Source organism: Streptomyces sp. Mut1 (genome assembly GCF_030719295.1).
GTDB lineage: Bacteria > Actinomycetota > Actinomycetes > Streptomycetales > Streptomycetaceae > Streptomyces > Streptomyces castrisilvae.
The window spans coordinates 3,482,282-3,505,511 of record NZ_CP120997.1 but is presented as its reverse complement, the minus strand read 5'-3'; the positions used below and the strand labels follow the sequence as shown (position 1 = coordinate 3,505,511).

At 68.0% G+C, this 23,230-nt stretch carries 23 protein-coding genes and 1 tRNA gene; 10 read left to right on the top strand and 14 right to left on the bottom strand.

Annotation, left to right across the window (positions count from 1 at the left end; genetic code table 11):
- Positions 1 to 163: 163 nt before the first annotated feature.
- From P8A18_RS15065 to P8A18_RS15055, 3 genes are all read right to left on the bottom strand, one after another.
- Entirely contained in the window at positions 164 to 1,456 is a 1,293-nt protein-coding gene (locus P8A18_RS15065) for a hypothetical protein (RefSeq protein ID WP_306055038.1), read from the bottom strand.
- Positions 1,457 to 1,554: 98 nt separating this feature from the next.
- The gene (locus tag P8A18_RS15060) at positions 1,555 to 2,253 is read right to left on the bottom strand and encodes an ATP-binding protein (protein WP_306055036.1); all 699 of its coding nucleotides are present in this window, start codon (positions 2,251 to 2,253) and stop codon (positions 1,555 to 1,557) included.
- Positions 2,250 to 3,167: a hypothetical protein gene (locus tag P8A18_RS15055; RefSeq protein WP_306055034.1), complete on the bottom strand. Its 918-nt coding sequence runs from the start codon at positions 3,165 to 3,167 to the stop codon at positions 2,250 to 2,252. The genes P8A18_RS15060 and P8A18_RS15055 overlap by 4 nt, the downstream gene beginning before the upstream one ends.
- Before the next feature lie 635 nt (positions 3,168 to 3,802).
- Between P8A18_RS15055 and P8A18_RS15050 the strand changes: the two genes are divergently transcribed.
- The 4 genes from P8A18_RS15050 to P8A18_RS15035 all read left to right on the top strand — a co-directional run bounded on the left by P8A18_RS15050 (position 3,803) and on the right by P8A18_RS15035 (position 7,166).
- Entirely contained in the window at positions 3,803 to 4,033 is a 231-nt protein-coding gene (locus P8A18_RS15050; protein WP_306060920.1) for a helix-turn-helix domain-containing protein, read from the top strand.
- Between the two features lie 203 nt (positions 4,034 to 4,236).
- Positions 4,237 to 4,587: a helix-turn-helix domain-containing protein gene (locus P8A18_RS15045; RefSeq protein ID WP_306055032.1), complete on the top strand. Its 351-nt coding sequence runs from the start codon at positions 4,237 to 4,239 to the stop codon at positions 4,585 to 4,587.
- Positions 4,588 to 4,617: 30 nt separating this feature from the next.
- Entirely contained in the window at positions 4,618 to 6,141 is a 1,524-nt protein-coding gene (locus P8A18_RS15040) for a LacI family DNA-binding transcriptional regulator (RefSeq protein ID WP_306055030.1), read from the top strand.
- Positions 6,142 to 6,320: 179 nt separating this feature from the next.
- A complete protein-coding gene (locus P8A18_RS15035; RefSeq protein WP_306055028.1) occupies positions 6,321 to 7,166 on the top strand; it encodes a PE-PGRS family protein in 846 nt (281 codons plus the stop codon).
- Here the strand turns inward: P8A18_RS15035 and P8A18_RS15030 are convergent.
- The 7 genes from P8A18_RS15030 to P8A18_RS15000 all read right to left on the bottom strand — a co-directional run bounded on the left by P8A18_RS15030 (position 7,096) and on the right by P8A18_RS15000 (position 13,598).
- Positions 7,096 to 8,781 (bottom strand): PE-PGRS family protein, encoded by a 1,686-nt coding sequence (locus P8A18_RS15030; protein WP_306055026.1) that lies wholly within the window; start codon positions 8,779 to 8,781, stop codon positions 7,096 to 7,098. The two genes, P8A18_RS15035 and P8A18_RS15030, sit on opposite strands and share 71 nt — an antisense overlap.
- A 214-nt stretch (positions 8,782 to 8,995) precedes the next feature.
- The gene (locus P8A18_RS15025) at positions 8,996 to 9,364 is read right to left on the bottom strand and encodes a hypothetical protein (protein WP_306055024.1); all 369 of its coding nucleotides are present in this window, start codon (positions 9,362 to 9,364) and stop codon (positions 8,996 to 8,998) included.
- A 280-nt stretch (positions 9,365 to 9,644) separates the two neighbouring features.
- The gene (locus P8A18_RS15020; RefSeq protein WP_306055022.1) at positions 9,645 to 10,862 is read right to left on the bottom strand and encodes a hypothetical protein; all 1,218 of its coding nucleotides are present in this window, start codon (positions 10,860 to 10,862) and stop codon (positions 9,645 to 9,647) included.
- Positions 10,859 to 11,635: a DUF4365 domain-containing protein gene (locus P8A18_RS15015; RefSeq protein ID WP_306055020.1), complete on the bottom strand. Its 777-nt coding sequence runs from the start codon at positions 11,633 to 11,635 to the stop codon at positions 10,859 to 10,861. The genes P8A18_RS15020 and P8A18_RS15015 overlap by 4 nt, the downstream gene beginning before the upstream one ends.
- Positions 11,636 to 12,009: 374 nt before the next feature.
- A complete protein-coding gene (locus P8A18_RS15010; RefSeq protein WP_306055018.1) occupies positions 12,010 to 12,285 on the bottom strand; it encodes a hypothetical protein in 276 nt (91 codons plus the stop codon).
- Positions 12,286 to 12,489: 204 nt separating this feature from the next.
- Positions 12,490 to 12,563: transfer RNA gene (locus P8A18_RS15005), tRNA-Pro, on the bottom strand.
- Between the two features lie 93 nt (positions 12,564 to 12,656).
- Entirely contained in the window at positions 12,657 to 13,598 is a 942-nt protein-coding gene (locus tag P8A18_RS15000; RefSeq protein ID WP_306055016.1) for a metallophosphoesterase, read from the bottom strand.
- Positions 13,599 to 13,677: 79 nt separating this feature from the next.
- On the opposite strand from P8A18_RS15000, the gene P8A18_RS14995 reads away from it, so the two are divergent.
- Complete coding sequence (locus tag P8A18_RS14995) at positions 13,678 to 14,142, top strand: GatB/YqeY domain-containing protein (protein ID WP_306055014.1); 465 nt, start codon at positions 13,678 to 13,680, stop codon at positions 14,140 to 14,142.
- A 242-nt stretch (positions 14,143 to 14,384) separates the two neighbouring features.
- Here the strand turns inward: P8A18_RS14995 and P8A18_RS14990 are convergent, their stop codons facing one another.
- A complete protein-coding gene (locus P8A18_RS14990) occupies positions 14,385 to 16,634 on the bottom strand; it encodes a transglycosylase domain-containing protein (RefSeq protein WP_306055012.1) in 2,250 nt (749 codons plus the stop codon).
- 386 nt (positions 16,635 to 17,020) lie between these two features.
- On the opposite strand from P8A18_RS14990, the gene P8A18_RS14985 reads away from it, so the two are divergent.
- Complete coding sequence (locus tag P8A18_RS14985; protein WP_018551136.1) at positions 17,021 to 17,371, top strand: WhiB family transcriptional regulator; 351 nt, start codon at positions 17,021 to 17,023, stop codon at positions 17,369 to 17,371.
- 37 nt (positions 17,372 to 17,408) lie between these two features.
- Here P8A18_RS14985 and bagB read toward each other — a convergent pair whose 3' ends face one another.
- Both bagB and bagA read right to left on the bottom strand, forming a co-directional pair.
- Positions 17,409 to 18,785, bottom strand: a complete 1,377-nt coding sequence (bagB, locus tag P8A18_RS14980) for an ATPase BagB (RefSeq protein WP_306055009.1) — start codon at positions 18,783 to 18,785, stop codon at positions 17,409 to 17,411.
- Entirely contained in the window at positions 18,782 to 19,771 is a 990-nt protein-coding gene (gene bagA, locus P8A18_RS14975; protein ID WP_306055007.1) for an ATPase BagA, read from the bottom strand. The genes bagB and bagA overlap by 4 nt, the downstream gene beginning before the upstream one ends.
- 82 nt (positions 19,772 to 19,853) lie before the next feature.
- Between bagA and sp36 the strand changes: the two genes are divergently transcribed.
- The 4 genes from sp36 to P8A18_RS14955 all read left to right on the top strand — a co-directional run bounded on the left by sp36 (position 19,854) and on the right by P8A18_RS14955 (position 22,421).
- The gene (gene sp36 / locus P8A18_RS14970) at positions 19,854 to 20,012 is read left to right on the top strand and encodes a Sp36 family protein (protein WP_003991873.1); all 159 of its coding nucleotides are present in this window, start codon (positions 19,854 to 19,856) and stop codon (positions 20,010 to 20,012) included.
- Complete coding sequence (locus P8A18_RS14965) at positions 20,012 to 20,482, top strand: RidA family protein (RefSeq protein ID WP_018551139.1); 471 nt, start codon at positions 20,012 to 20,014, stop codon at positions 20,480 to 20,482. The genes sp36 and P8A18_RS14965 overlap by 1 nt, the downstream gene beginning before the upstream one ends.
- Positions 20,483 to 20,634: 152 nt before the next feature.
- Positions 20,635 to 21,594 (top strand): NUDIX hydrolase, encoded by a 960-nt coding sequence (locus tag P8A18_RS14960; protein WP_306054999.1) that lies wholly within the window; start codon positions 20,635 to 20,637, stop codon positions 21,592 to 21,594.
- The gene (locus P8A18_RS14955; protein ID WP_306054997.1) at positions 21,591 to 22,421 is read left to right on the top strand and encodes an MBL fold metallo-hydrolase; all 831 of its coding nucleotides are present in this window, start codon (positions 21,591 to 21,593) and stop codon (positions 22,419 to 22,421) included. Before P8A18_RS14960 ends, P8A18_RS14955 begins: the two co-directional genes overlap by 4 nt.
- A 67-nt stretch (positions 22,422 to 22,488) precedes the next feature.
- Here the strand turns inward: P8A18_RS14955 and P8A18_RS14950 are convergent, their stop codons facing one another.
- Entirely contained in the window at positions 22,489 to 23,163 is a 675-nt protein-coding gene (locus P8A18_RS14950; RefSeq protein ID WP_014046869.1) for a Crp/Fnr family transcriptional regulator, read from the bottom strand.
- Positions 23,164 to 23,230: the final 67 nt, after the last annotated feature.

Genomic DNA, 23,230 nt, shown 5'->3' with positions numbered 1-23,230 from the left:
ACGTACGGGCAGCGTCCCCAACGCCCGCTGGTTCGAGCGGTGAGTCGCGAGGGAGGGCCGTGCGTGCCTGGTCAAGCGGTGCCAATGGGGCGGGGCCGTGGGACCAGACGGGGTGCTGGTCCCACGGCCCCCGTTCGGCGTTCAGGGCTGACCGGATATCCGGTCAGCCCGTGGGGACGGCGGTCTCGCAACCCTGCTCTGCCACCAGGAGGGCCTTGAGTTCGGTGAGCCGGTCCTCGGAGATGGGGAGGTCGGCCTCGCGGATGGCGTTCCGTAGCACGGCGCGGGTGGCTGTTCCGTGCATGGCGATGGCCGCGCGGCCGATCGCGAGGAGTTCGTCCATCTCGGCACCGGGAGGACGTCCGTAGCGTTGCGCCGCAGGGACGTCGTCCTCGTGGGATGGCTCGGTGGTCTCGCGGGTGGGGACCGAATCGTGCAGGGGAAGTTGGTTCTGCACGGATCGAGGAGGCAGGGGCTCAAGACGAAGGTTGGATTCGGCGTGCTCCCCGGCTTCCTCGCTCGTCAAGTCGAAACCTGCACCCGATCGGCTGCGCCGCGGAGTCGTCTCGACGTGGCGCATGGCGCCTTCGTTCGGAGTGAACGCGTTCCAAGGCGATGGCAGTTCGATCGTGGCCAGCGCTGTCGCGTGACGGCGGACGGCAAGCTGGTGCAGCAGCACTTCGCGCTGGCGCATGTCGATTCCCACAGACGCTAGGGCGACGGCGCGGGAAAGCCGTCGCGCGGTTCGCCGGCCTCGCCAGCCGGCGCACTGCTCCGGGGTTCGCTCCGCAAGGTGCGCGGCCAGGGCGACTGCCCTGCGGGTGGCACGGTCGCGGCTGATCTGCGCGGCGTCACGATCGTGTTCGGCGATCCCAAGGCGCGAGAGGCCGCGTTCGCGTACTTCGCGACCTATCCGGGCGAGGAGACTGTGGGAGGCAGCCTCGGGCGTGCGGATGCGTAGTTCGATGCCCATGGCCTGATGCCACAGCAGTGCGGCCATGACCGGTCCCACGAAGGCCCGCACCGTGCCGCCGACCACACCTGACTCGGCGTACGCGGGGATCACCTGCACAGCGGTGATCACCCAGGTCAGGACGCCGGGCAGGCCGGGTGCTTGCTTCGGGCCGTGCAGGTTCTGCCGCGCCAGCAGGGCCGTGGCGAAGAGGGCGAGTTCCGCGGCGGCGAACATCGCGGTGCGCTCGGTGGTGCCCCTCATGTCGAGGTAGTCGGCGGCGAACCGCCAGCTGGTGTCGGCGCTGTAGGCAGTGCATCCGACCGCGGCCAGTGCGGCGACCCTGACCGCGGGCGTTCCGGGCTGTCGCTTGGCGTGGTTTCGGGGAGCGCGTCGGTAGATCAGCCAGCTGACCAGCAGCACTGTGCAGGTGGCAAGGAGGGCGGCGAGCGCGATAGGTATCGCGTTCCAGTGCCCGAGTGCGGGCATGGCAAGTTCCGTCATGCAGGGGTCTCCAAAGGGCCCGATGCGCCGTGTGGGCAGGCGTGGGCGCGGACGGGCGGTGTGGTGAAGGTGAGCTGGTGCGGGGCGGCGCCGTGCGGTCAGGCGGAGAGCTGGCGTCTGCGGTCGGCGCCGGTGAGGACGACGGTGCTGGTCATCTCGGCGAGACGGGAGGCGACGCGGTCGCCGACGGCGTCGCGGAGCGCGGCGGTCGGCAGATTGGTCGTGAGGAGGGTGGGGAGCAGGTCGGTGTAGCGGCGGTTGACCAGCCGGTACGTGATCTCCTCGGTCCACTCCGACTGCTTGGCTGCGCCGAGGTCGTCCAGGATCAGCAGCGGGCAGGTCCTGAGGGTGGCGAGGTCGCGCTCGGCGTCGTGGCCGGGGCGTGGGCGCAAGCGGGCGTACAGGTCGGCTGTGGTGGCTGCCTCCCACCGCAGCCGTACCCCGGCGGTCAGCAGCGAGCGCACCGCGCCGTACGCCTGGTGCGTCTTGCCGGTGCCGGTGGGCCCGGCGATCAGCAGGGACGGTCCGAGTGCGATACCCCGGGTGCCGCTCGGGCCGGGCCGTGCGGCGAGCGCCACCTCGTCGACCCAGGCGGCAACCTGCTGGTGGCCGGCGAGCGCGTGGCGGTAACGGGGCGGGATGCGGGCCGCGGCCAGTTCCAGGGCGGTCACCCGTTCCGAAGGAGCCTCGGCAGGTGACGTAGTTGGATCGATGCCCCGTTCGGCGAGGATCGTGCCGAGGCGGGCGGCGAGGGTGTTCATGCGCTCCGGCTCCCGGCTGGTGGTGGCTGTGGTCACAGCTGACCCCCGTAGGCCGCCTCGACGTCAGCGGGCGCCGGGTTGGTCCATGCTCGGTGCGGGGCGGCAGCTGCCCGTGGAGCGTTCATGGCCTCGTCGACCAGGCTCGGCAGCAGCCCAGCGGACAGCCCCTTGGTACGCATGCGGTCCATCCCGGCCCTGATGTGGTCGGGGGACAACCCCTCGCCGAGCAGTTTGCTGACCACCTTGCCGAGGCGGCCGAGGACGTCGCTGGGCGGGCGGTGTTGGCATGCGGCGACGTGCTCGGCGACCAGGTCCTTGGCCGAGACCGAACCCGAGACGGCAGGGGGCGTGGGGGCGCTTGCGCTCCCCACCGGAGGTGATCCTAGATCCAGGATCCTAGGTCCTAGATCCGGACCCTGAGTCCTCACCGCAGTCTCCCAGCGTTGTGGTGAGGGCTCACTGAAATTGCTCTGACCTGCGGTTTTCCGGTTCACGGAGGGCTCGCTGCATCCGCGTGACGCATCAGGGCGTCCACCGTGAGGGCTCACGGCCTGTTCATGGAGGGCTCCGTGAACAGGCGAGGCCGCCTCGTCCGACCGGCTGCCCTGGTGGCGCGGGCAGGCCGGGCAGCGGCTGCCGCTGGGCCGGTTGATCTTCTGGTGACGGGCCCAGGTGACGATGTGCAGGTACCGCTTGCCGTCGTCGCCTTCGTACCGGCAGATCAGACCCGCACTGTCGAGCTGCGTGAGGTCGTCCTCGACCTCCAGCGGGCCGTGCTCGGGGCGCAGGGACCACAGGGCGCCGGCGATGACAGCGGCCTGGTCGCGGAAGCGGCCGTGGTCGTCCGCCTGCGTAAGCAGGCCGAAGAAGGTCCGCTCGGCATGGACGCTCACCGCGGCCAGCGACTCGGAGATGAAGGCTTCCGGCTTGATGGTGCGTATCCGCGCCATGTCTATCGCCCCGCCTTCGTGCGCCGAGCAGGCGAGTTCGGCGACGGGGATGCGACTACGGCCACGAAGGCAGTAGCTTGTTGGGGCATGCACAGTTCCTCACCCGGTGGCGTTATGACCGCCACCGTCTTGATCGTTCAGGTACGGGCGATATCGGTAGGGACTTCTTGGCCCCCGGCGTTGGCCCGCCGGGGGCTTCTTCATGTGCTCGGAACCGCAGGGGTTTCCGGGCGCATGGCCAAGACAGCCACATCTTCCCCGCACAAGTCCAGCATTCCGCCGGGAAAGCAAACAGCTCTCGGCGAACGTGTCGTGCGCGGCTTCCTTAAAACGGTAGACCCGAATCGCCGGTTGACCAAGGAGGCGCATAAATCGGGCAGTTGGCAAGCGAATCCGTGGGCGGCGCTGGTGAGCGCGCGATGCAAGATGCCCACGTCGAGACCACGTAGGTGCTACCAGCATGAGGGCAGCAGGTGATTTGGTCATCCGCCAATTCCGGTCTATGTTGCGCCGCTCGCAAGGAGCCTGGGGACCAGATCTGACAAAAAAGATGCGAAACATAGCAGCACATCGCCGGTTACCCAAACCGGCAATGCAGAGCTACAACTGACCCATGCCTGAAAGCCCCTTTGGGAATTGGTCCGGCCGGCGTGCTGACCGCCCGCGCCATTACCCGTGCCCGCACAGCGCGCGGATTCGCCCAGCGCCAGCTGGCCGAACGTGTCACCGCGCTCGGCCGGCCCATGACCATCACGATGCTGTCCCGCATCGAATGCAGACAGCGCCGCTGCGATGGCGACGACCTCGTCGCCATCGCAGCCGCTCTCGGCCTCTCCCCGCTCGCCCTGCTCGCCGAGACGAGTTAGCCGAACGAGCCCCAACAGCGCTCCCCGGGTGGGCCAACACCCGGCAGCCGCTACGCACATCACCTCGCCCGTACCTGAAACACCAAGACCGGCGTACCCGTCTCCGCACGGCCGCGCCAGAGAAGGAACCTCCTTGCGCCGAGAGGCCATTCCCCCTGCCCCGTTGCCGTTCCGCCTCCGTACCGCGAAGGAGGCGATCTCGCATGGCTGAGCAGTCAGGCACCGGCGTAGCGCCGCCCCGCCTCTACCGTCCCGAGGACATCGCTGCTGTTCTCGGCTGCTCTGCCTGGTGGGTCAAGGACAGGGCCCGCCGGCGACTGATCCCCTTCACCCGGGTCGGCCGCGCGTACCGCTTCACCGCAGAACACCTCGCAGAGATCATCCGCCTCCACGAGGAACGGCCCGCACGAGCGCACCAGCCCGTCACAGCTCGGACCGTCGCCAAGGCCGACGCCCAGCAGGCGAACGCGGCTCAGAGTGCCGCGCCCACAACCCGCCTGCGGGCGCGGCCTCCGCTCCGCGCCAGGCAGAGCCAGTTCAGCACCGTCGCGTGACACGACCGCGTGCCAAGGGAGAGGAGGAGCGTGGGTTTCGCGGAGAAGCGCGCGAACTACTGGCGTGGCCGGTACAAGACCGCACCTGGGAAGCACCTCACGGTCGTCGACGAGCAGGGCAAGGCGATCAAGTTCGCCACCAAGGGCGAGGCTCAGCGCGCCGCGAGCGAGGCCGAGAACAAGTACCGGCGCGGCGACTGGCGTGACCCGGCACTCGGCCAGGAGACGTTCGGCGAGTACGCGAGCCGCTGGTACGAGGCCCAGGACCTGGCCGCATCGACGATGCAGAACTACAAGCGCCACATCGAAGAGCACCTGCTTCCCGACTTCGGGGACCATGCGCTCGCCGGCATCCTGCGCTCGGACGTCGACCGGTGGGAGAAGAAGGAAAGGGCTCTGTACGCGGCCTCCAGCGTCAAGACCTGGCGCTCGACGTTCCACCTGATCTACGAGGACGCGATCGACGAAGGACTGATCACGTCGAACCCGGCGACGAGGCGGCGTGGGCGGGGCAAGCGCGCGGGCCGCTCCCGTGACCGAGGCCCGGAGAAGGTCGTCACCGATCCGCTCGGCATCCTGTTGATCGCCGAACGAGCAGCACTGCTGTCCGGCCGAGATGACGAGTTCGTCGGCGTCGTCCTCAAGGGATACACCGGCATGCGCTGGGGTGAAATAGTCGGCCTGGAGACCGAGTTCGCTCGGCCTGGCTCCGTCCGTGTCGAATGGCAGCTGTACGAACTGGACTCGGGCGAAATGGTGCGCTGCCCGCCCAAGGACGACAGCTATCGCACCCTCGACTCGATGGACTGGCTGTCCGCCCTGGTCGCCAATCACATCGCTCGCACGAAGCCGACGCCCTGCCCCTGCCACGGTAGGACCTACATCTTCCGCGGGCAGGGCACGGCTCGTACGGGCGGCCACCACGGTGCGAAACTCGTCGACGTCGCACGCCGTGCCGAAGTCTCCACGGGGACGGTGTCCAACGTCCTCAACCACCCCGATCGCGTCGCTGAGGCGACGCGAATGCGGGTGGAGGAGGCCATCACGGACCTCGGGTTCGTACGAGGCGGCGCGGTGGTGGAGCCTGCGGCCCACTGGCGCAGGAACGGTTTCGCGACGTGGCTATTCACCCCGGCGGTATCGGGCTGGTACCCGAAGAAGGCCCCGCAGGAGGCACGACCCGTGCCGCTACTCGGCGAGCCGTGGCCAGGAGTCCCCGCGCGAGGGCGGGGCGCCGGCCAACGAGCTGACGCCTGCTGGCTCCCGATCGCCAAGGGCCTCACGCCTCACGGACTGCGCCACGCCCATAGGACCGTGATGGAGGACCTCGGCACCGAGAAGGTCCTCATGGACCAGCGCATGGGACACATCGACGGCTCTGTCTCGGCGCGCTATGCCCATGTCACCCCAGGCATGCGCAAGCGCCTCATGTACGGCCTGACCGAACAGTGGGAGACGGCTCTCGATTCGCGGCTTGCCATGTGTCCTACATCATCGGTGCGTGTGCTCGATGACCTTCTGCGCGTTCGCCGGCAGGCGCGTGGCTTGGTGTAACACCAGCGGTGAGTGGCGCCTGTGACCCCCACGGGTCACAGGCGCTTTCGCCTTGCTCGAAGCACCTGTGCCTGCCCACCGAGCCCGATCATGCCGACGGGATCTGGGCACTCGATTCCTTCTGGTGGTTTTGGCGAATCGGCGGGCGCTGGTGCCAGCAGACCTGGCTCAATAGGCGCATGGAAATGGGTGAGCACTGGGCGTATCGAGTGAGGCCGAAGGACCTGGGCAGCGCGGTTCACCAGGTAGAGATTGTTCGTGTCGGCGGCCCCGGCAGGACGGGCGGGGTCCACGTGCGGTTCCTTGAAGGGGACGCAGCCGGGCTACAGGAATGGGTCAACCCCACGTGCCTCGTGGTTCCGTGGGCGGAGGCCGAAGAGTTCCACGCGGACGACGCGGCGGAGTTGGCGTTGGCCGAGGCGTCGCGACACGTGAGGGGCAGCACGGAGTTCGAGGCCGCGCGGCTGATCCTCGGGTTCGTCAGACCGAAGAGCAAACTGCGCCTGCGGCGAGGCGTCCAGGACGCCGGCATCCTGGACATGGGCCGACTGGATGAGACCGCACCGCTCGTCGGCATGGACCCCGCGAAACTGCGGGACGATCCTGCGGTCCACGAGAACCGCGACGGCCACTGCCTTGCAGGTTGGCCAGTCACTGAACGTCTCGCCCGCCATGTGGCCGAACGTCTCGCCGACACGATCCTGCCGGAGGTGGACCGCCAACAGCAGAGCCTTGAGCAGGAACGCGCCCAGGGTTCTTGGTACTCCTCCTACAGCCGTCGCGATGACCGCAAGCTGGACGCCGAAGCGACCGTCCTGAGGACCGTGCGGGCCTGGTGCGGCGAGGACAAGTCTGAGCGCTATGACGAACTGGTCGCCCTGCGGGCGGAGGTCATCCGGCTCGGGAAACTGGTCGAGCGGGCGGTGACGACCCTACGTGACCGCGGACACGGCTTCATCGCCTCCACCATTGAGCGCGAGCTGGGCGTCCATATCTCCAGCCTTGATCCAGACGTTCGTCGCTGAAGTCGTGCCGCCGGTCCGGCTCCGGCTTGGGTGACGCGACTTCCACCTGAGGCTTCTCCACCGACTCCACTTTCTCGGGACGCTGCGGGTGCCAGCCGTCGAGGAACGGCCGCATCTGGTCGCCCGTCGGCTGCGCATGGAAGCCGTGGCCGGTAAGTCCCCTGCCGCGCGCAGTGGGGTCGAGCCGCTCGGCCTCGGCCTTCCCCCAGGCCGACCACTCCCGCAGCCTTTCGGCGTCGAGGTCGTCGCTCGACGTGGCAGCGGCCTTGTCCAGCGCTGAGCAGAAATCCCTGATCTCCCCCGCAGTCCGCCAGTGCTCCAAGGCCGTACTGAAGAGCTCGACCCGCACCGCGTCCACGGCCTTGATCGTCGCGACGCTGACAGCGGCCTCCCACTCCTGCTGCCTGCGCTGCATCTCCTCCGCTTCCTGTAGGCGGCGCTCTCTCTCCTCCCGCTCCCGCTCCTCACGCAGTCGCAGTTGCTCCGCTTCCCGCTCCTCCCGCAGCCGCCGCTGCTGAGCCTCGCGTTCCAACCGAGCCCGTTCCTCCTCTTCGGCGTGTGCCTTGAGCGCGCGGAATACCGAACCGATCTGGTCCTCCAGCGACTTCTTGGCGGTGTCGGCCCAGTCCTTCTTCCATCCGGATCCGTAGCCCGACTGCTGGCTGAGATGCAGTTCCAGCTCGCCGGACGGCTCGGACCGGTTCGCCGGAGCAACCCGCTGCCAGTCGTACGTACGCCGGCCCGGTTGCTTGGGCACGTACCTGACCTGCTTCTGCCGCTCGCGGAAGCTGACCTCGTACGTCCTGCCGTGGACCGTCAGCAGGGGGCGCGCCTGCCGGCGCTTCTTGGACACCGCGATCTCGCCATGACGAACGATGGCCTGCTCGGCGAGGAGACGGAGCAGCGCAATCACCCGGGGGAGGACTTCCTCGGAGATCTCAAAGGCACTGTGGTCTGCGGTGACCGCGGCGACCACGTCCTCAACGTCGGTGATCACTCGGCTGCGCGCCAGGCGAATCCGATTCCACTCGGTGTCGTCCTCGCCGGTCACCCTGAGTAGCCCGAGAACGAAATCACCCCTCTCCCGCCCCGTGTGCTTGAGGTGGTACCCCTCGGGGGCGCATTGCCGCGCAGCATCGAATGCTCGCCGGTAGCGGGCCCGCTCCCCGTCGCTCGGGTTCGTGATGCGGAGGAAGCGGCCGGCCTCCTGCACTTGGGTGATCAGGGCCGTTCCAACCTCCCTCGACGACGGCCGTCGGGGCGCCTTTCGGTGGGCCTGGCTAGCGTGGGTCGCGGCGGCCTTCAGGTCAGTAGCGACTTTCTGCGGCGCGCGTTCGGACCCCTGTATCTCCGCAGCTGGGGCGGGCTGCGGCTTCCGGGCCGGTCGTTCCGGTCTTTCCGGATGATGTCCGTGCTCCAAGTAGAAGCACCCCGCACCGGTGATCTCCGCCTGCCACTTGCCCTCCTTCTTGGGCATGGTGACGAGTCCCCGTTCCTTGAGGACTATGGCGGTACGAGCAAGCTCGGGGCTGTCAGAAGTGACGGGCTCGTTGCCATGCCTGATGCGAGTGAGCAGCGAGAGTTGGCGATCGTTCAGGGGCGTCCAACGGTGCATGGTGATGGTCGTACCGTCAGTGTTCGCCCCGGCGCAAGCCGTGCGGAGAACCTTTCACTGCTCAGTGGCAGTGGCTGGGGAAGCGCTTCAGCCATCTCCGAGGCTCCTTCTCCTTGCTCGCACGGAGTAGCTCCCACCGCCGCTTCCCCAGCCCCGGGTTGTGGCGATGTCCCAGCCCCGCTGCTCGCGCATCTGTCGAGCGAAGACGTCCAGATCACGGACTGCGCACCCGCAGTCGAGCCATACCTCGATCGAGATGTAGGTGCCATCGGGCTTGTCCTCCCAGAGACGACAGTTCCCACCGGACGTCGTGCTGGTGTTCCGCCAGGCCGGTGCGCTCCTCGTCGTGAACGATGCCGAGTGCCTTGGCGTACTCGTCGAGATCGTCGATGACGAACAGGTGGCTGGACCATTCGCCGGGCCACACCGCGTACAGCTGAGAATCACCCGCTAGTACCCGCCGATAGGTCTGAGCGTCGTGGCCGTGTGTGACGGAGCCGTCCTTGTGTACCTCGATGTAGCACATGGTCCCGAGCTGGTAGGGGAATTTTGTTCCTTCGGCTCCAGCGCTGCGCGGCTGCATGGGCTTACCTTCCCCCGGTTGGTCCCTGTGGTGGAAGCCTACGGTCGGCTTCGCCGGCCATGGTCCGGGAGCCCGAAATCGGTGTGGATTCAAACTGTCTCGTGCAGGTCCGCGACCAGGGTGGAGGGTGCCACCCTCGCGAATCACGCCTCTGTCCTAGCGGGTCAGCTGACGGGCCTTACGGGCAAAGGCCGACCCGCTGTGCAAGATCGGGCCAATGACCGTATTTCAGCTGCCGGGGTGGCGGGATTTTACCCCGATATAGTGCAGATAGGGGTCTCTATCCCTCCAGTTCACCCCTGATGCCAGTTCGCACGTCAGGCAGGGCGGGTTGTGCGGCGTGGTGCCGCAAGAAACTCGCATCAACTTCGATGTCGCTCACCAGGCGCCATGCCCGCCTCTCGTAAGAGAGGCTCCCGGAGACGGTGAAAGGAAGCTTCTCCTGATACGCCTGTATTGCCCACTCGTGATCCTCGCCCGACAGCATCACGTGCACAAGGCGGGACTTTCCGTTGACCTCAGCAGCGAGGGTCACGTCCGCTGTTTCTTCATCGTCCGCAGAGGCTGAATCGTCTCGATTCAAACCCTTTACGAGCCCTACCAAGGTTTCCTGTCGAGGTGGCTCTTCTTGGCGCACCAATCGCTCTCGCACCCTGGGTAGTTCAACCATCACGTCGCGGTCGAGCGTGATCGTTGCTAGACCCACGTCTGGCCTGGGCTCCGCGGCAGCCCACTCAAAGGACAGATCGAGTTGGCGCAAGTGGCTGGGTTGCGACAGGTCTTCGAGGGACTCCACCAGCCCAGCGCTGATGCCCGCGCGGCCCGGTGACGTCAAGACATCGTCGCTCCACTCTCGGGTCAAGCGCTCAGTTGTCTCCAACCCCCGGGCTAGCGTCTCCATAACCCTGCGAGGAAATGGTGGGGCTTGGGGGCCCTGCCCCTCTGATTTAGGGGGAGCGTCTCCGAGTCTCGCGACGATGGTGAACACGAAACTGCCGCGCTTCGTGTGTCCTAGCCGGACGTCATCTTCAAGGAAATTAGATACGACCGAGGGGGATCGAACGCTATGTGATCGCGAGGGGTCATGCGCAGTGGTGGCTGCTGACCGCATCATCTTGTACAGAGCTTGAAGCGCCTTCTCCGCCTGCTGGAAGGGAATAGTTCCGTCCACCATTGCTTGGTCGAGGCGAATGAAGAAAAGATCTGCACGAGTTGCGATGATGCGTTCATATAGCGTTACTGCGTCGAGAGAGTGGATATGTCCCAGTGACAGCAGGGTATCCGTGAAACGTTGAGAGAAATCATCGAAACCCCTAGCGAGGGGTAGCATGATTCTTCCCTCGATAGCGCCGTTGGTTCCGGGAAGGCGCCAAATTTCACGCACGTGGTCCTGACGTGCTTCGAGTTCCCACTGATGGGCGGCGAGGAACTGAGATACCGCGGACGGACTCAGTGTCGCTGCGGCCTCACGGTAGTCTCCGAGGGGTGACGTACTCACCTGGTGCCTCCCTCGTCGTCGCCTATGCTCTTCATGATTCCGAGCAGCTGCTCACCCGCGAAGAGGTTCGCGCGGGGCAGGTGAACCGTCTTGGTTTTCTGTGTTCCATTGTCCGGGGCGAACTCTGACGCCGCCTGCCAGTACATACGGCTCTCGGTAATCAAGCGATTCTCATCTACGGATAGCCACTTGTCAGCATCTTCCGGCAGTAGGAGCACGCCCAGGTAGACGCGCTGGTATCGCCTGGGTTGGATGAGTTTTCTATACGGTTTGGTGTGCATCGGCCACGTCATGTGCGTGTCGTTCAAATACCGATGCTGAGTAGTGCACTTCAGTTGAAGATCAAACTCTGCACCCCAGTAGCGTCTATAGTCGGCCGACGACGTGAGCGTTATGTCTACGCCCTCGTAGTCTGTGTCATGGGACTTGACTGCGCAGCCTGCCACGTAGGCAACCATGCGAGTGAACGCCAGGCTGAAGTGCTCCTGTCGAGCAGTCATGGGAAGCTGACCATCTACGAGATCACGCTCGTCGCTCTCGCGGTCCTCTTCAACATCATCGGAATTCGAACTCACCCAGGCCCCCCTGCTGTCCAGATCGCGAACATATCGTTCATGGGCTGGCATGAGAACCCGCGGGTCGTAAGCCGCCACATGTTGACATGCTCGTGGTGTCAGCCGCAGCCCGGTTCCATCCGGCAGCAGGCCCGCGCTGCCGAGGACGTGCGCGGCGTTGCGAAACCGCGAGCGCTCTTGCAGTTTCTGAGCCGCCACTTCACCCTCGACCGGTCGGGGTGAGCGTGAACCCCATTACCTCCGCAGTCGGAAAGACCCTGGTGGAGCCAGCGATGAGGTGCCCGTCTACCTTCCACAGGCTCACCTGGATGAGAGTCGATGTAGAGGCTTTCTCACAGCCAGACCATCGAGTGAGTGCTCTGCGTGGGGAAGCCGATGGCGATGAACACCTGCCGAGGGTGCTAGATCAGCTCTGGGTTCCACTCCCCGTCCAGGTGGCCGAGTGGCGCTGCCTGCACGCGTCGAGTCGAGGGCCTGCCCCTACACGAGAGGGAGTCGCGGTGTGCCCGGTGGGAGCGTCCCGGTCGAACCGGGAGACCAGGTCGGCATAGGTGTTCGCCTGGAGGTGCGCGTCATGGTCGGCCGTTCCGCGCGTCAGCTCGACCACGATGAGGGGGCCCGGTCGCGTTCAGCCCCACCACGTCCAGCCGGTCGCGCGCAGGCACTCCGTCCGTGTCGGCCCACCGCTCGTACTCCGCGGTGATCACGGGCACCGAGTCCCCGAGCACCTGCGGGTGGGCGATCACCCACGCCTTGAGGCGCTGCCGCTCAAGAAGGCTTTCCGCGGCCAGCCTGGTGCGCGAGATCGGCGTGGCCGTCTCGCCGGCGACGGTGAAGAAATGACCCACGGCGCCCCTGGTACTCCGGCAGTGGCACGCCGGACGTTCAGAGCCTACGTGGGCGGTTTGCCTTCGCCCGCCCATCCGCCCTCTTCACCTTCTGGGAGCCGGATTCCAAGATTGGCTCCCAAACGGCTCCCAAGACGCCCCCAGGAACGAGTCAGGGGCCTGATCCACTAAGTGGATCAGGCCCCTGACCTGGTCTTACAGCTGTCGGGGTGGCGGGATTTGAACCCACGACCTCTTCGTCCCGAACGAAGCGCGCTGCCAAGCTGCGCTACACCCCGATCGTCACTGGTCTCCCGGCGACATCGATTACTTTAGCCCACCGGCGCCCGGAGACGAAATCCGGTTTTTGTCGGGATCGGGTGGGGCGTGGGTCACGCGTCCCGGGGCGTCAGTGTCAGGAGCGTCGCTTCCGGGGGGCAGGCGAGCCGGACCGGGGCGTAGCGGCTGGTGCCGCAGCCGGCCGAGACGTGGAGGTAGGCGCGGTTGCCGTGGGCGTAGTGGGTGGAGAGGCCCTTGACGCGGTCCGTGTCCAGGTCGCAGTTGGTGACCAGGGCGCCGTAGAAGGGGATGCAGACCTGGCCGCCGTGGGTGTGACCGGCGAGGATCAGGGGGTAACCGTCCGTGGTGAAGGCGTCGAGGGAGCGCAGGTAGGGGGCGTGGACGACGCCGATCGAGAGGTCGGCGTCCGTTTCGGGGCCGCCCGAGACCTCGGCGTACCGGTCGCGCTTGATGTGGGGGTCGTCCAGGCCGGTGAAGGCGAGCTCCAGGCCGTCGAGCTTGAGGCGGCCGCGGGTGTTGGACAGGTTCAGCCAGCCCGCCTCGTCGAAGCCGTCGCGCATCGGCTTCCACGGGTTGTGGACGACGCCGACCGCCGGGGCGTTCCCGTTGAGGCCGTGCTTGCCCGACGCCTTCTCGAAGAGGTAGCGGACCGGGTTGCGGAGCTTGGGGCCGTAGTAGTCGTTGGAGCCGAACACGTACACACCCGGGAACTCCATCAGCGGGCCGAGCGCGTCCAGCAGCTCCGGCACGGCCTCGGGGTCCGAGAGGTTGTCGCCGGTGTTCACGACGAAGTCCGGGCGCAGCCCGGCCAGCGACTGGAGCCAGGCGCGCTTCTTGCGCTGGCCGCTGACCATGTGCACGTCGGAGATCTGGAGGACCCGCAGCGGGCGGGCCCCCTGCGGGAGCACCGGGACCGTCACCCTGCGCAGGCGGAACGAGCGGACTTCGAAGCCTGCCGCGTAGGCGAGACCGGCGGCGCCGGCCGCGGCGGTGACCGCCGTGATTTTCAGGGGTACTCCGTAGCGTGCGCGCATGCGCCCATCGTCGCAGACGAGGCGGGCACGCAGGAAAACAGGCGGGCGCAGGGCACCCCGCACCTGCCACAATCACCCCATGACCACGCTCAAGTCCAAGCTCAAGGAAGACCTCACCACGGCCATGAAGGCGCGTGACGAGCTGACCTCGTCCACGCTCCGGCTGACCCTCACCGCGATCACCAAGGAAGAGGTCGGCGGCAAGACCGCCCGCGAACTCTCCGACGACGAGGTGCAGAAGGTGATCGCCAAGGAGGCCAAGAAGCGCCGCGAGGCGGCCGAGGCCTTCGCCAAGGGCGGCCGGACCGAGCAGGCCGAGCGGGAGAAGAAGGAGGGCGAACTGCTCGACACGTATCTCCCGCAGCAGCTGAGCGACGAGGAGCTGGCCGCGATCGTGGCGTCCGCCGTCGACGAGGCCAAGGCCGCCGGCGCCGAGGGGCCGCGTGCGATGGGTGCCGTCATGAAGATCGTCAATCCGAAGGTCGCGGGCCGCGCCGACGGCGGCCGGGTGGCCGCCGCGGTGAAGAAGCTCCTCGCAGGCTGAGTCCGCCCCCCTCCCCCAGGTCCACCCGCGGAGGATGAGTGGGCGTTGGACGTACGCGCCGGACGGAGCCGCGCCGCTCGGGTAAGCCGTCGGACGCATCCGTCGCACGGACAGGCGTCAGACGTGGACGTAGACGTATATAAGCAGGTGCGATACGAGGAGGGGCGCCCCCGGACAATCCGGGTGCGCCCCTCCTCGTATCGCACCTGCGGCTCAGGCGCCGTATCGCTGTCCGCGGCGGCTCACGGGCCGTTCGTGCCGCCGTCGTTCTGGCCGCGGCCGTGGCCGTCGTTCCCGCCGATCACGCCCGGCGGGATGCTGATGCCGGGGAACGGGTTGTTGTCGTCACCGGGCTTGTTGTCGTCGCCGGGCTTCTTGCCCGGGTCCTTGTTCTTGTCCTTGTCCTTCTCTTCCTTCTGCTTCGCCCGCGGTACATCGACGTGGTTGAAGGACGGGGTCTCGGCGGAGGTCAGGGAGCCGGTCATCGCCGTACGCCATATCGGGCCGGGGAGGCAGCCGCCACAGACGTCCTCGTAGTACTGGCCGCCGATGGTGATGTTGCTCATCGAGATCTGCTTGGCGCCGTCGCTTCCGACCCACACCGCTGTGGACAGGTTCGGCGTGTAGCCGACGAACCAGACGTTCTTGCGCTCGTCGGTGGTACCGGTCTTGCCCGCGTTGTCCCGGTCGTCCAGGCCGGCCTGCGTACCGGTGCCGTCCTCGACGACGCCCTTGAGCATCTGGTTGATCGTGTCGGCCGTGTGCTCACTCATGGCCCGGTTGCAGGTCGTCTTCGGTACGTCGATCGGCTTGCCGTCCGGCTTGGTCACCGAGAGGAGGGCGACCGGCGTGCAGTACGTGCCACGGTTGGCGAAGGTCGCGTACACCGAGGCCATGGCCAGCGGTGTCGACTCCTGGCTGCCGAGGGTGGTGGTGGGGATCTGGAGCAGCTGCTTGTTGTCGCCGCGGTCGTAGCCGACCTTCTTGGCCATCGCGAGCGTCTCGCAGAGGCCGGCCTTCTGCTCCAGCTTGGCGAAGTAGGTGTTGATCGACTTGCCCAGCGCGCTGGTCATGTCGAACATGCCCTTTTCCGACTCGGTCTCGTTCTCCACGTCCCACGGTTTGTCGTCCGCGGGGCCGCCGTCACAGGTGCGGAAGGCGTCGGCGGGCAGCGTTATCGAGGAGGGAGTGTCGAAGCTCTGGGCCGGGCTGATGCCCTTCTCCAGCGCCGCCGCCGCAGTGATCGGCTTGAAGGTCGACCCGACCTGGAAGCCGGCGTAGCTGCCGCCCATCTTGTGGTCGACGGAGAGGTTCAGCACGGTCTGGTGCTTGGACGCGTCGAGACCGTACGGCCGGGACTGGGCCATCGCCAGGATCTGCCCGGTGCCGGGCTGGACCTGGACGAGCGCGGCCGCGACCTTGTCGTCGTTGTTGACCCGGGAGGTGGCCGCCTCGTTGGACGCGGCCTGCGACCTGGGGTCCAGGGTGGTCTTGATGGTCAGTCCGCCGGTCGCCCAGAGCTTGGCGCGGTCCTTCGCGGTCTTGCCGAAGGCCGAGTCGCTCGTGACGATCTGGCGTACGTAGTCGCAGAAGAAGCCGGCACCGTTCACGGCGGTGATGCAGCCGTTCTGCGGGCGCTTGACCTTCAGCTTGATCGGGGTGTCCTTGGCCTTGTCGGCCTGCTCCTGCGAGATCTTCTTGACGTCCGCCATCCGCTGGAGCACGGTGTTGCGGCGCTTGGTCGCTTCCTCCGTGTCGTTGATGGGGTCGTAGCGGCTGGGCGACTGCACGATCCCGGCGAGCAGCGCCGCCTCCTCCAGCTTCAGGTCCTTCGCGGACTTGGAGAAGTAGCGCTGGGAGGCCGCCTCGACGCCGTACGCCTGCTGCCCGAAGAAGGTGATGTTGAGGTAGTTCTCCAGGATCTTCTTCTTGCCGAGCTCTTCCTCGACCTGGATCGCGTACTTCAGCTCCTGGACCTTGCGGCCCAGCGTCTGCTGGGTGGCCTCGGCGACCTTGGCGGGGTCGTCGCCCGCCTCCTCGACGAAGACGTTCTTCACGTACTGCTGGGTGAGGGTCGACGCGCCCTGCGCGGTCCCGCCCGCCTGTACGTTGCTGTTCATCGCGCGCAGGATGCCCTTGAGGTCGACCGCGCCGTGCTCGTAGAAGCGGGCGTCCTCGATCGCGACGATCGCGTTCTGCATGTACGGGGAGATGCTTGTCAGCGGCACCACTGTGCGGTCGCGCGAGTAGACCGTGGCGATCAGACCGCCCTTGTTGTCCAGGATCTTGGTGCGCTGACTCAGCGGCGGAGTCTTCAGGTTGGCCGGGATCTCGTCGAACCCGTCGACCGTCCCCTTGGCGGCGAGACCCAGTGCTCCGGCAGCCGGCAGCGCGATGCCCGCCAGAACGACTCCGGAGAGTGCGGCGACACCGAGGAACTTGGCGGCCTGCTGGGTCGTCGTGAGACCCCCGCCCGAGCGCTTCTTTGGCATGGGGGCAGCCTACGTTCTCATTCGCCGGACACACGTATATGCCTTGGCCTAAGCTGCTCCCAACTGTCACAGCAGTCCAGTTCCGTATCAACCCCCGTGCACGATCCGGCCACACGCTCCGGCGCTCCCGAATTCGCCTCGTGTGTCACCGAACGTCCGTTGTGATTCTGGTGAACTGTCCCGATTCTGACGGGATAGTCGCGCATGTCCTCACCTCACTCCCCTGGGTGATCTGCCGCATACGCATAGTCCGTTCGGGCCATTCAAGATTGGGCCCGAAGGGGGTGTTGTGCTGTCGCCACCTTCCGTAACGTCCTCAACTGGCAGCGGTGAATATGCCGCTGCCGCCGTGGGGGAGCCTCGATTCGGGAGAGGACGGCGCCGGGATGGGCTGGGTAACCGACTGGAGTGCGCAGGCAGCCTGCCGCACTACTGATCCGGATGAACTGTTCGTACAAGGGGCAGCGCAGAACAGGGCAAAGGCGGTGTGCACCGGATGCCCGGTGCGGACCGAGTGCCTGGCCGACGCGCTGGACAATCGCGTCGAGTTCGGCGTGTGGGGCGGGATGACCGAGCGGGAGCGCCGCGCATTGCTGCGCAGGCGTCCGACCGTGACGTCCTGGCGCCGGCTGCTGGAGACCGCCCGCAGCGAGTACGAGCGGTCCACGGGCATCCTGCCTGTGGCGATCGGGCTGGAGGACGACGAGCTGCACGAGACGTTCGCCGCCGTGGGATAGACCGGCGGCAGTACGTACGGCTTACGCGTACGAGGGGCTAGGCAGCTCCGGCCGGGGGCGAACCGGTCGCGAGCCGGTCCCCGATGGCTCGTAGCCCCGAGAGGTCATGGACATCTCCGGGCAGCGCGGCCACGGCGGTCACGGCCACCTCGGGGTGCAGTGCGGTGAAGCGGTCGCGTGTGTCCTGTTCGCGCGCGACCATCTGCATGCGTTCGGCATGCAGACGCAGCAGGGCTGCCGTCAGTTCTTCGGTGGTGACATCCGGTGTGACCTCTGTGGTGGCATCTGCCGTGACGTCGGCTTCGGGCGTCGCGTCCGAGTCGGCTTCGCGTGCGTGGGATGCGGTGGTGTCGGGGGGCGGTGCGGACCCGGCCGCGGGGGAGTCGGCGGGCTCACGAAGTCCAGCCTTCCCGGCCGTCTGATCCACAATGCCGACGGCTTCAAGATTTTCTGCGGCGGTCAGCGCCTGCTCGGCCGAGAGCCGTGCGGCGTCACTGCCGTGGACCCGGTTGAGCACCAGGCCGGCCAGCGGCATGTCCTCCGCGGCCAGGCGTTCCACGAAGTACGCCGCTTCGCGGAGCGCGTCCCGCTCCGGCGTCGCGACGACGAGAAACGCCGTACCGGGCGCCTGAAGCAGTTTGTACGTGGCATCGGCCCGGGTACGGAAGCCGCCGAACATGGTGTCCATCGCGGCGACGAAGGTCTGTACGTCACGCAGGAACTGGCCGCCGAGCAGCTTGCCCAGCGTCCCGGTCATCATCGACATTCCCACGTTGAGGAACTTCATTCCGGCCCGGCCGCCCATTTTCGCCGGAGCCATCAGCAACTTGATGAACTTCCCGTCCAGGAACGAGCCCAGCCGCTTCGGTGCGTCCAGGAAGTCCAGCGCGGACCGCGACGGAGGGGTGTCGACGACGATCAGGTCCCACTCGTCGCGCGCCCGCAGCTGGCCGAGCTTCTCCATCGCCATGTACTCCTGCGTGCCCGCGAAGCCGGCCGACAGGGACTGGTAGAAGGGGTTCTCCAGGATCGCGCGGGCCCGCTCGCCGTCCGCGTGCGCCTCGACGATCTCGTCGAAGGTCCGCTTCATGTCGAGCATCATCGCGTGCAGCTCACCGGCGTCCTCGCCCTCGATGCCCTTCACCCGGCGCGGGACGTTGTCCAGGGAGTCGATGCCCATGGACTGGGCGAGCCTGCGGGCCGGGTCGATGGTGAGGACGACGACCTTCCGGCCGCGCTCCGCCGCCCGTACGCCGAGCGCGGCGGCGGTGGTCGTCTTGCCGACACCGCCCGAGCCGCAGCACACGATGATCCGGATGTCCGGATCGTCGATCAGGGCGTCGGTGTCCAGCGAGGGGGCGGGGGCCGTCGTGCTCGTCCCCTCGCCCGCTCCCGCGTTCGTACGTGCTGTCATGAACCCGCCCCTCGTCCGGACTCGCCTGCGCCCGCGCCCTGCTCCCGGAGCCCGACCGCCAGGTCGTACAGCCCGGCCAGGTCCACCCCCTCGCCGATCAGCGGAAGCTCGTATCCCGGCAGGCCGAGGCCGGCCAGCACGGCGCGCTGCTCACGTTCCAGTTCGACCCGCTGGGTGTGCTCGGCGGCCTGCTCGACCAGGGGGCGCACGAGCCCCGCGGCGCCGGTCACGCCGGCCCGCGTCAGCGTCCTGGCGATCTCCTTGCGCCGGCCGCCGACCGTGGCACGCAGCGCGTCCCCGTCCAGCAGCTGCGGGCGCACCATGTTCACGATGACCCGGCCCACGGGTAGTTCGGCGGCCCGCAGCTCCGCGATGCCGTCCGCGGTCTCCTGGACCGGCATCTCCTCCAGCAGCGTCACCAGGTTCACCGCGGTCTCCGGGGACTTCAGCACCCGCATCACGGCCTGCGCCTGATTGTGTATCGGGCCGATCCGGGCGAGCCCCGCCACCTCGTCGTTCACATTGAGGAAGCGGGTGATGCGGCCGGTCGGCGGGGCGTCCATGATCACGTAGTCGTAGACGAACCGGTTCTGCCGGTCCTTGCGGCGCACGGCCTCGCAGGCCTTGCCCGTCAGCAGGACGTCCCGCACACCCGGCGCGATCGTGGTCGCGAAGTCGATCGCGCCGAGCTTCTTGAGCGCCCGGCCCGCGCTGCCGAGCTTGTAGAACATCTGGAGGTAGTCGAGGAGCGCGAGCTCCGCGTCGATCGCGAGCGCGTAGACCTCGCCGCCGCCCGGGGCGACGGCGATCTTCCGCTCCTCGTAGGGCAGGGAGTCCGCCTCGAAGAGCTGGGCGATGCCCTGTCTGCCCTCGACCTCGACGAGGAGGGTGCGCCTGCCCTCGGTCGCGAGGGCGAGCGCGAGGGCGGCGGCAACCGTGGTCTTACCGGTACCGCCCTTGCCGCTGACGACCTGGAACCTGCTCACGTATTCGAGCCTAACCAGTCACACCGCAGGCTACGCACGAGGCTGCGCATGGCCGGGATTGCGCAGGCATTACAGTCGGGCCATGACCAAGTGGGAATACGCGACCGTGCCCCTTCTCGTGCACGCGACCAAGCAGATTCTGGACACCTGGGGCGAGGACGGCTGGGAGCTGGTCCAGGTCGTTCCCGGCCCGAACAACCCCGAGCAGCTCGTGGCCTACCTGAAGCGGGAGAAGCAGTAGTGGCGGGCACCGTCGAGGCGAAGCTCGCCGAGCTCGGGCTGCCCCTGCCGGCGGTCGTGCCGCCGCTGGCCTCGTACCAGCCGGCCGTGCGGTCCGGGGTGTATGTGTACACCTCGGGGCAGCTGCCGATGGTGGACGGCAAGCTGGCCGTGACCGGCAAGGTCGGTGCGGAGGTCACGCCCGACGAGGCCAAGGAGCTGGCGAAGACCTGCGCGCTCAACGCCCTCGCCGCCGTGAAGTCGGTCGCGGGCGACCTGGACCGGATCGCACGCGTCGTGAAGGTCGTCGGCTTCGTCGCGTCGGCCACGGACTTCACCGGCCAGCCCGGTGTGATCAACGGCGCCAGCGAACTGCTGGGCGAGGTCCTCGGGGACAAGGGTGTGCACGCCCGCAGCGCCGTGGGCGTCGCCGTGCTGCCGCTGGACGCGCCCGTCGAGGTCGAGATCCAGGTCGAGCTCACCGAAGCCTGAGCCCGGCTCCGTAACCGCCTTCTGATCCCGCCCGGTCGCGAAGACCGGGCGGGATCTCGCGTATCCGGCGCCCGCGGCCGCATCTGTGTACGGGCCATGTACAGATCACCGCCCCCCTCGAACATCGTCGCGGTTCCGGATAGCCTCCGGCCATGTCCAATGGTCAGTGGTACCCCCCGGAATGGCCTGGCCGGATCAAGGCCCTCGCGGCAGGCGAGCTGACGGCCGCCGTGCCTCGGCGGGCCGCCACCGTGATGCTGCTCAGGGACGACGCCGCCGGGGGCGCGCCCGCCGTCCACATGCTGCGCCGGCGCACCTCGATGGCCTTTGCCGGAGGGGCGTACGCCTATCCGGGTGGCGGAGTCGACCCCCGTGACGACGACCGGCTCGTCGGCTGGGCCGGGCCCGCGCTGGAGACCTGGGCCCAGCGCCTCGGCGTCGCCACGCCGGTCGAGGCGCAGGCGGTCGTCTGCGCGGCCGTCCGTGAGACGTACGAGGAGGCAGGCGTCCTGCTCGCCGGGCCCACACCCCGGACCGTCGTCACGGACACCACGGGCGACGACTGGGAGACCGACCGCGAGGCGCTGGTCGCGCGGGAGCTGTCCTTCGCGGAATTCCTGGAGCGGCGCGGGCTGGTGCTGCGGTCGGATCTGCTGGGGGCGTGGGCGCGCTGGATCACCCCCGAGTTCGAACCGCGCCGCTACGACACCTGGTTCTTCGTCGCCGCGCTGCCGGCCGGACAGCGGACCCGCAACGCCTCGACGGAGGCCGACCGCACGGTGTGGATCACCCCGGGCGAGGCGGCCGATGGATACGACCGGGGCGAACTGCTGATGATGCCGCCGACCGTGGCGACACTGAGGACCCTGCGTCCGCATGCCACCGCCGCGGAGGCTCTGGCGGCGGCCTCGGTGCAGGACCTCACCCCCGTACTCGCACAAGCCCGTCTGGACGGTGACGAACTGGTGCTGAGCTGGCCGGGGCACGAGGAATTCACCAAGAACATCTCCACGGGCGGCAAGGACGAAACGCGCGGTGGGGGCGAAACGCCCCGAAGGGGTGAAACGCGCGGCGAGGAGAAGACGGCCGGCGTGGAAGGGGGCGCGGCATGAGCGACGCGGCGGTGTTGCCGGGGCAGCCGCGGGGCGGTGTGCTGTCCGGTCCCGCGACGGCTCGCGCGCTCAACGTCCTGGCACCCAACCCGTCCGCGATGACGCTGGACGGCACCAATACGTGGATCGTGGCCGAGCCCGACTCGGACCTGGCGGTGGTCATCGATCCGGGGCCGCTGGACGACGCGCATCTGCGGGCGGTCATCGACACCGCCGAGCAGGCGGGCCGCCGGGTCGCGCTGACGCTCCTCACCCACGGCCACCCCGACCACGCCGAGGGCGCGGCACGGTTCGCGGAGCTCACCCGTACCAAGGTACGGGCGCTCGATCCGGAACTGCGGCTCGGCGACGAGGGCCTGGGCACGGGCGACGTGATCACGACCGGCGGTCTTGAGATGTACGTGGTGCCGACGCCGGGCCACACGGCGGACTCGCTGTCGTTCCATCTGCCGGCCGACCGCGCGGTGCTGACCGGGGACACGATCCTCGGCCGCGGTACGACGCTGGTGGCGCATCCGGACGGTCGGCTGGGGGACTACCTCGACTCACTGCGGCGGCTGCGCTCGCTGACGGTGGACGACGGGGTGCACACGGTGCTGCCCGGTCACGGGCCGGTCCTGGAGGACGCGCAGGGAGCGGTCGAGTTCTACCTGGCCCACCGCGCGCACCGGCTGGCGCAGGTGGAGACGGCGGTGGAGTCCGGGCACCGGATCTCCTCCGAGGTGGTGGCCCATGTGTACGCGGACGTGGACCGTTCACTGTGGCCGGCGGCGGAGCTGTCGGTGCGGGCGCAGCTGGAGTATCTGACCGAGCACGGGCTGATCTGAGGGCGTACGTGTGAGGGGCCCTGCCGGTCACCGGCAGGGCCCCTCACACGTGAGGTACGACGCTGGGTCAGCGGGAGCGCTTGGCCAGCCGTTCCACGTCGAGCAGGATCACCGCACGGGCCTCCAGCCGCAGCCAGCCGCGGCCGGCGAAGTCGGCGAGGGCCTTGTTGACCGTCTCGCGGGAGGCGCCGACCAGCTGGGCCAGCTCTTCCTGCGTCAGGTCGTGCACCACGTGGATGCCTTCCTCGGACTGGACGCCGAACCGGCGCGACAGGTCCAGGAGGGCGCGGGCGACGCGGCCCGGGACATCGGAGAAGACCAGGTCGGACATCTGGTCGTTGGTCTTGCGCAGGCGCCGGGCGACGGCGCGCAGGAGGGCCGTGGCCACCTCGGGGCGTGCGTTGAGCCAGGGCTGCAGGTCGCCGTGGCCGAGGCCGAGCAGCTTGACCTCGGTCAGCGCGGTGGCGGTGGCGGTGCGCGGGCCCGGGTCGAAGAGCGAGAGCTCACCGATCAGCTCGCCGGGGCCGAGGACCGCCAGCATGTTCTCGCGTCCGTCGGGGGAGGTGCGGTGGAGCTTCACCTTGCCCTCGGTGACCACATAGAGGCGGTCGCCCGGGTCACCCTCGTGGAACAGCGCGTCGCCGCGCGCGAGGGTCACCTCACTCATCGAGGCGCGGAGCTCCGCGGCCTGCTCGTCATCGAGCGCCGCGAAAAGCGGGGCGCGCCGCAGAACGTCGTCCACGAGTTCTCTCCTTGTCGGCCTGTTCAGGGAACCGTGGTCCCCATCATGCCGGACGGTAAAACAGTGC

Coding starts and splice junctions, on each gene's coding strand:
- P8A18_RS15030 (WP_306055026.1), bottom strand. CDS start 8,781: ATGCACCGTTGGACGCCCCTGAACGATCGCCAACTCTCGCTGCTCACT.
- P8A18_RS14990 (WP_306055012.1), bottom strand. CDS start 16,634: ATGCCAAAGAAGCGCTCGGGCGGGGGTCTCACGACGACCCAGCAGGCC.
- P8A18_RS14960 (WP_306054999.1), top strand. CDS start 20,635: ATGTCCAATGGTCAGTGGTACCCCCCGGAATGGCCTGGCCGGATCAAG.
- P8A18_RS15000 (WP_306055016.1), bottom strand. CDS start 13,598: ATGCGCGCACGCTACGGAGTACCCCTGAAAATCACGGCGGTCACCGCC.
- P8A18_RS14955 (WP_306054997.1), top strand. CDS start 21,591: ATGAGCGACGCGGCGGTGTTGCCGGGGCAGCCGCGGGGCGGTGTGCTG.
- bagB (WP_306055009.1), bottom strand. CDS start 18,785: ATGACAGCACGTACGAACGCGGGAGCGGGCGAGGGGACGAGCACGACG.
- P8A18_RS14985 (WP_018551136.1), top strand. CDS start 17,021: ATGGGCTGGGTAACCGACTGGAGTGCGCAGGCAGCCTGCCGCACTACT.
- P8A18_RS15025 (WP_306055024.1), bottom strand. CDS start 9,364: ATGCAGCCGCGCAGCGCTGGAGCCGAAGGAACAAAATTCCCCTACCAG.
- P8A18_RS15045 (WP_306055032.1), top strand. CDS start 4,237: ATGGCTGAGCAGTCAGGCACCGGCGTAGCGCCGCCCCGCCTCTACCGT.
- P8A18_RS15065 (WP_306055038.1), bottom strand. CDS start 1,456: ATGACGGAACTTGCCATGCCCGCACTCGGGCACTGGAACGCGATACCT.
- P8A18_RS14995 (WP_306055014.1), top strand. CDS start 13,678: ATGACCACGCTCAAGTCCAAGCTCAAGGAAGACCTCACCACGGCCATG.
- P8A18_RS15055 (WP_306055034.1), bottom strand. CDS start 3,167: ATGGCGCGGATACGCACCATCAAGCCGGAAGCCTTCATCTCCGAGTCG.
- sp36 (WP_003991873.1), top strand. CDS start 19,854: ATGACCAAGTGGGAATACGCGACCGTGCCCCTTCTCGTGCACGCGACC.
- P8A18_RS15035 (WP_306055028.1), top strand. CDS start 6,321: ATGGAAATGGGTGAGCACTGGGCGTATCGAGTGAGGCCGAAGGACCTG.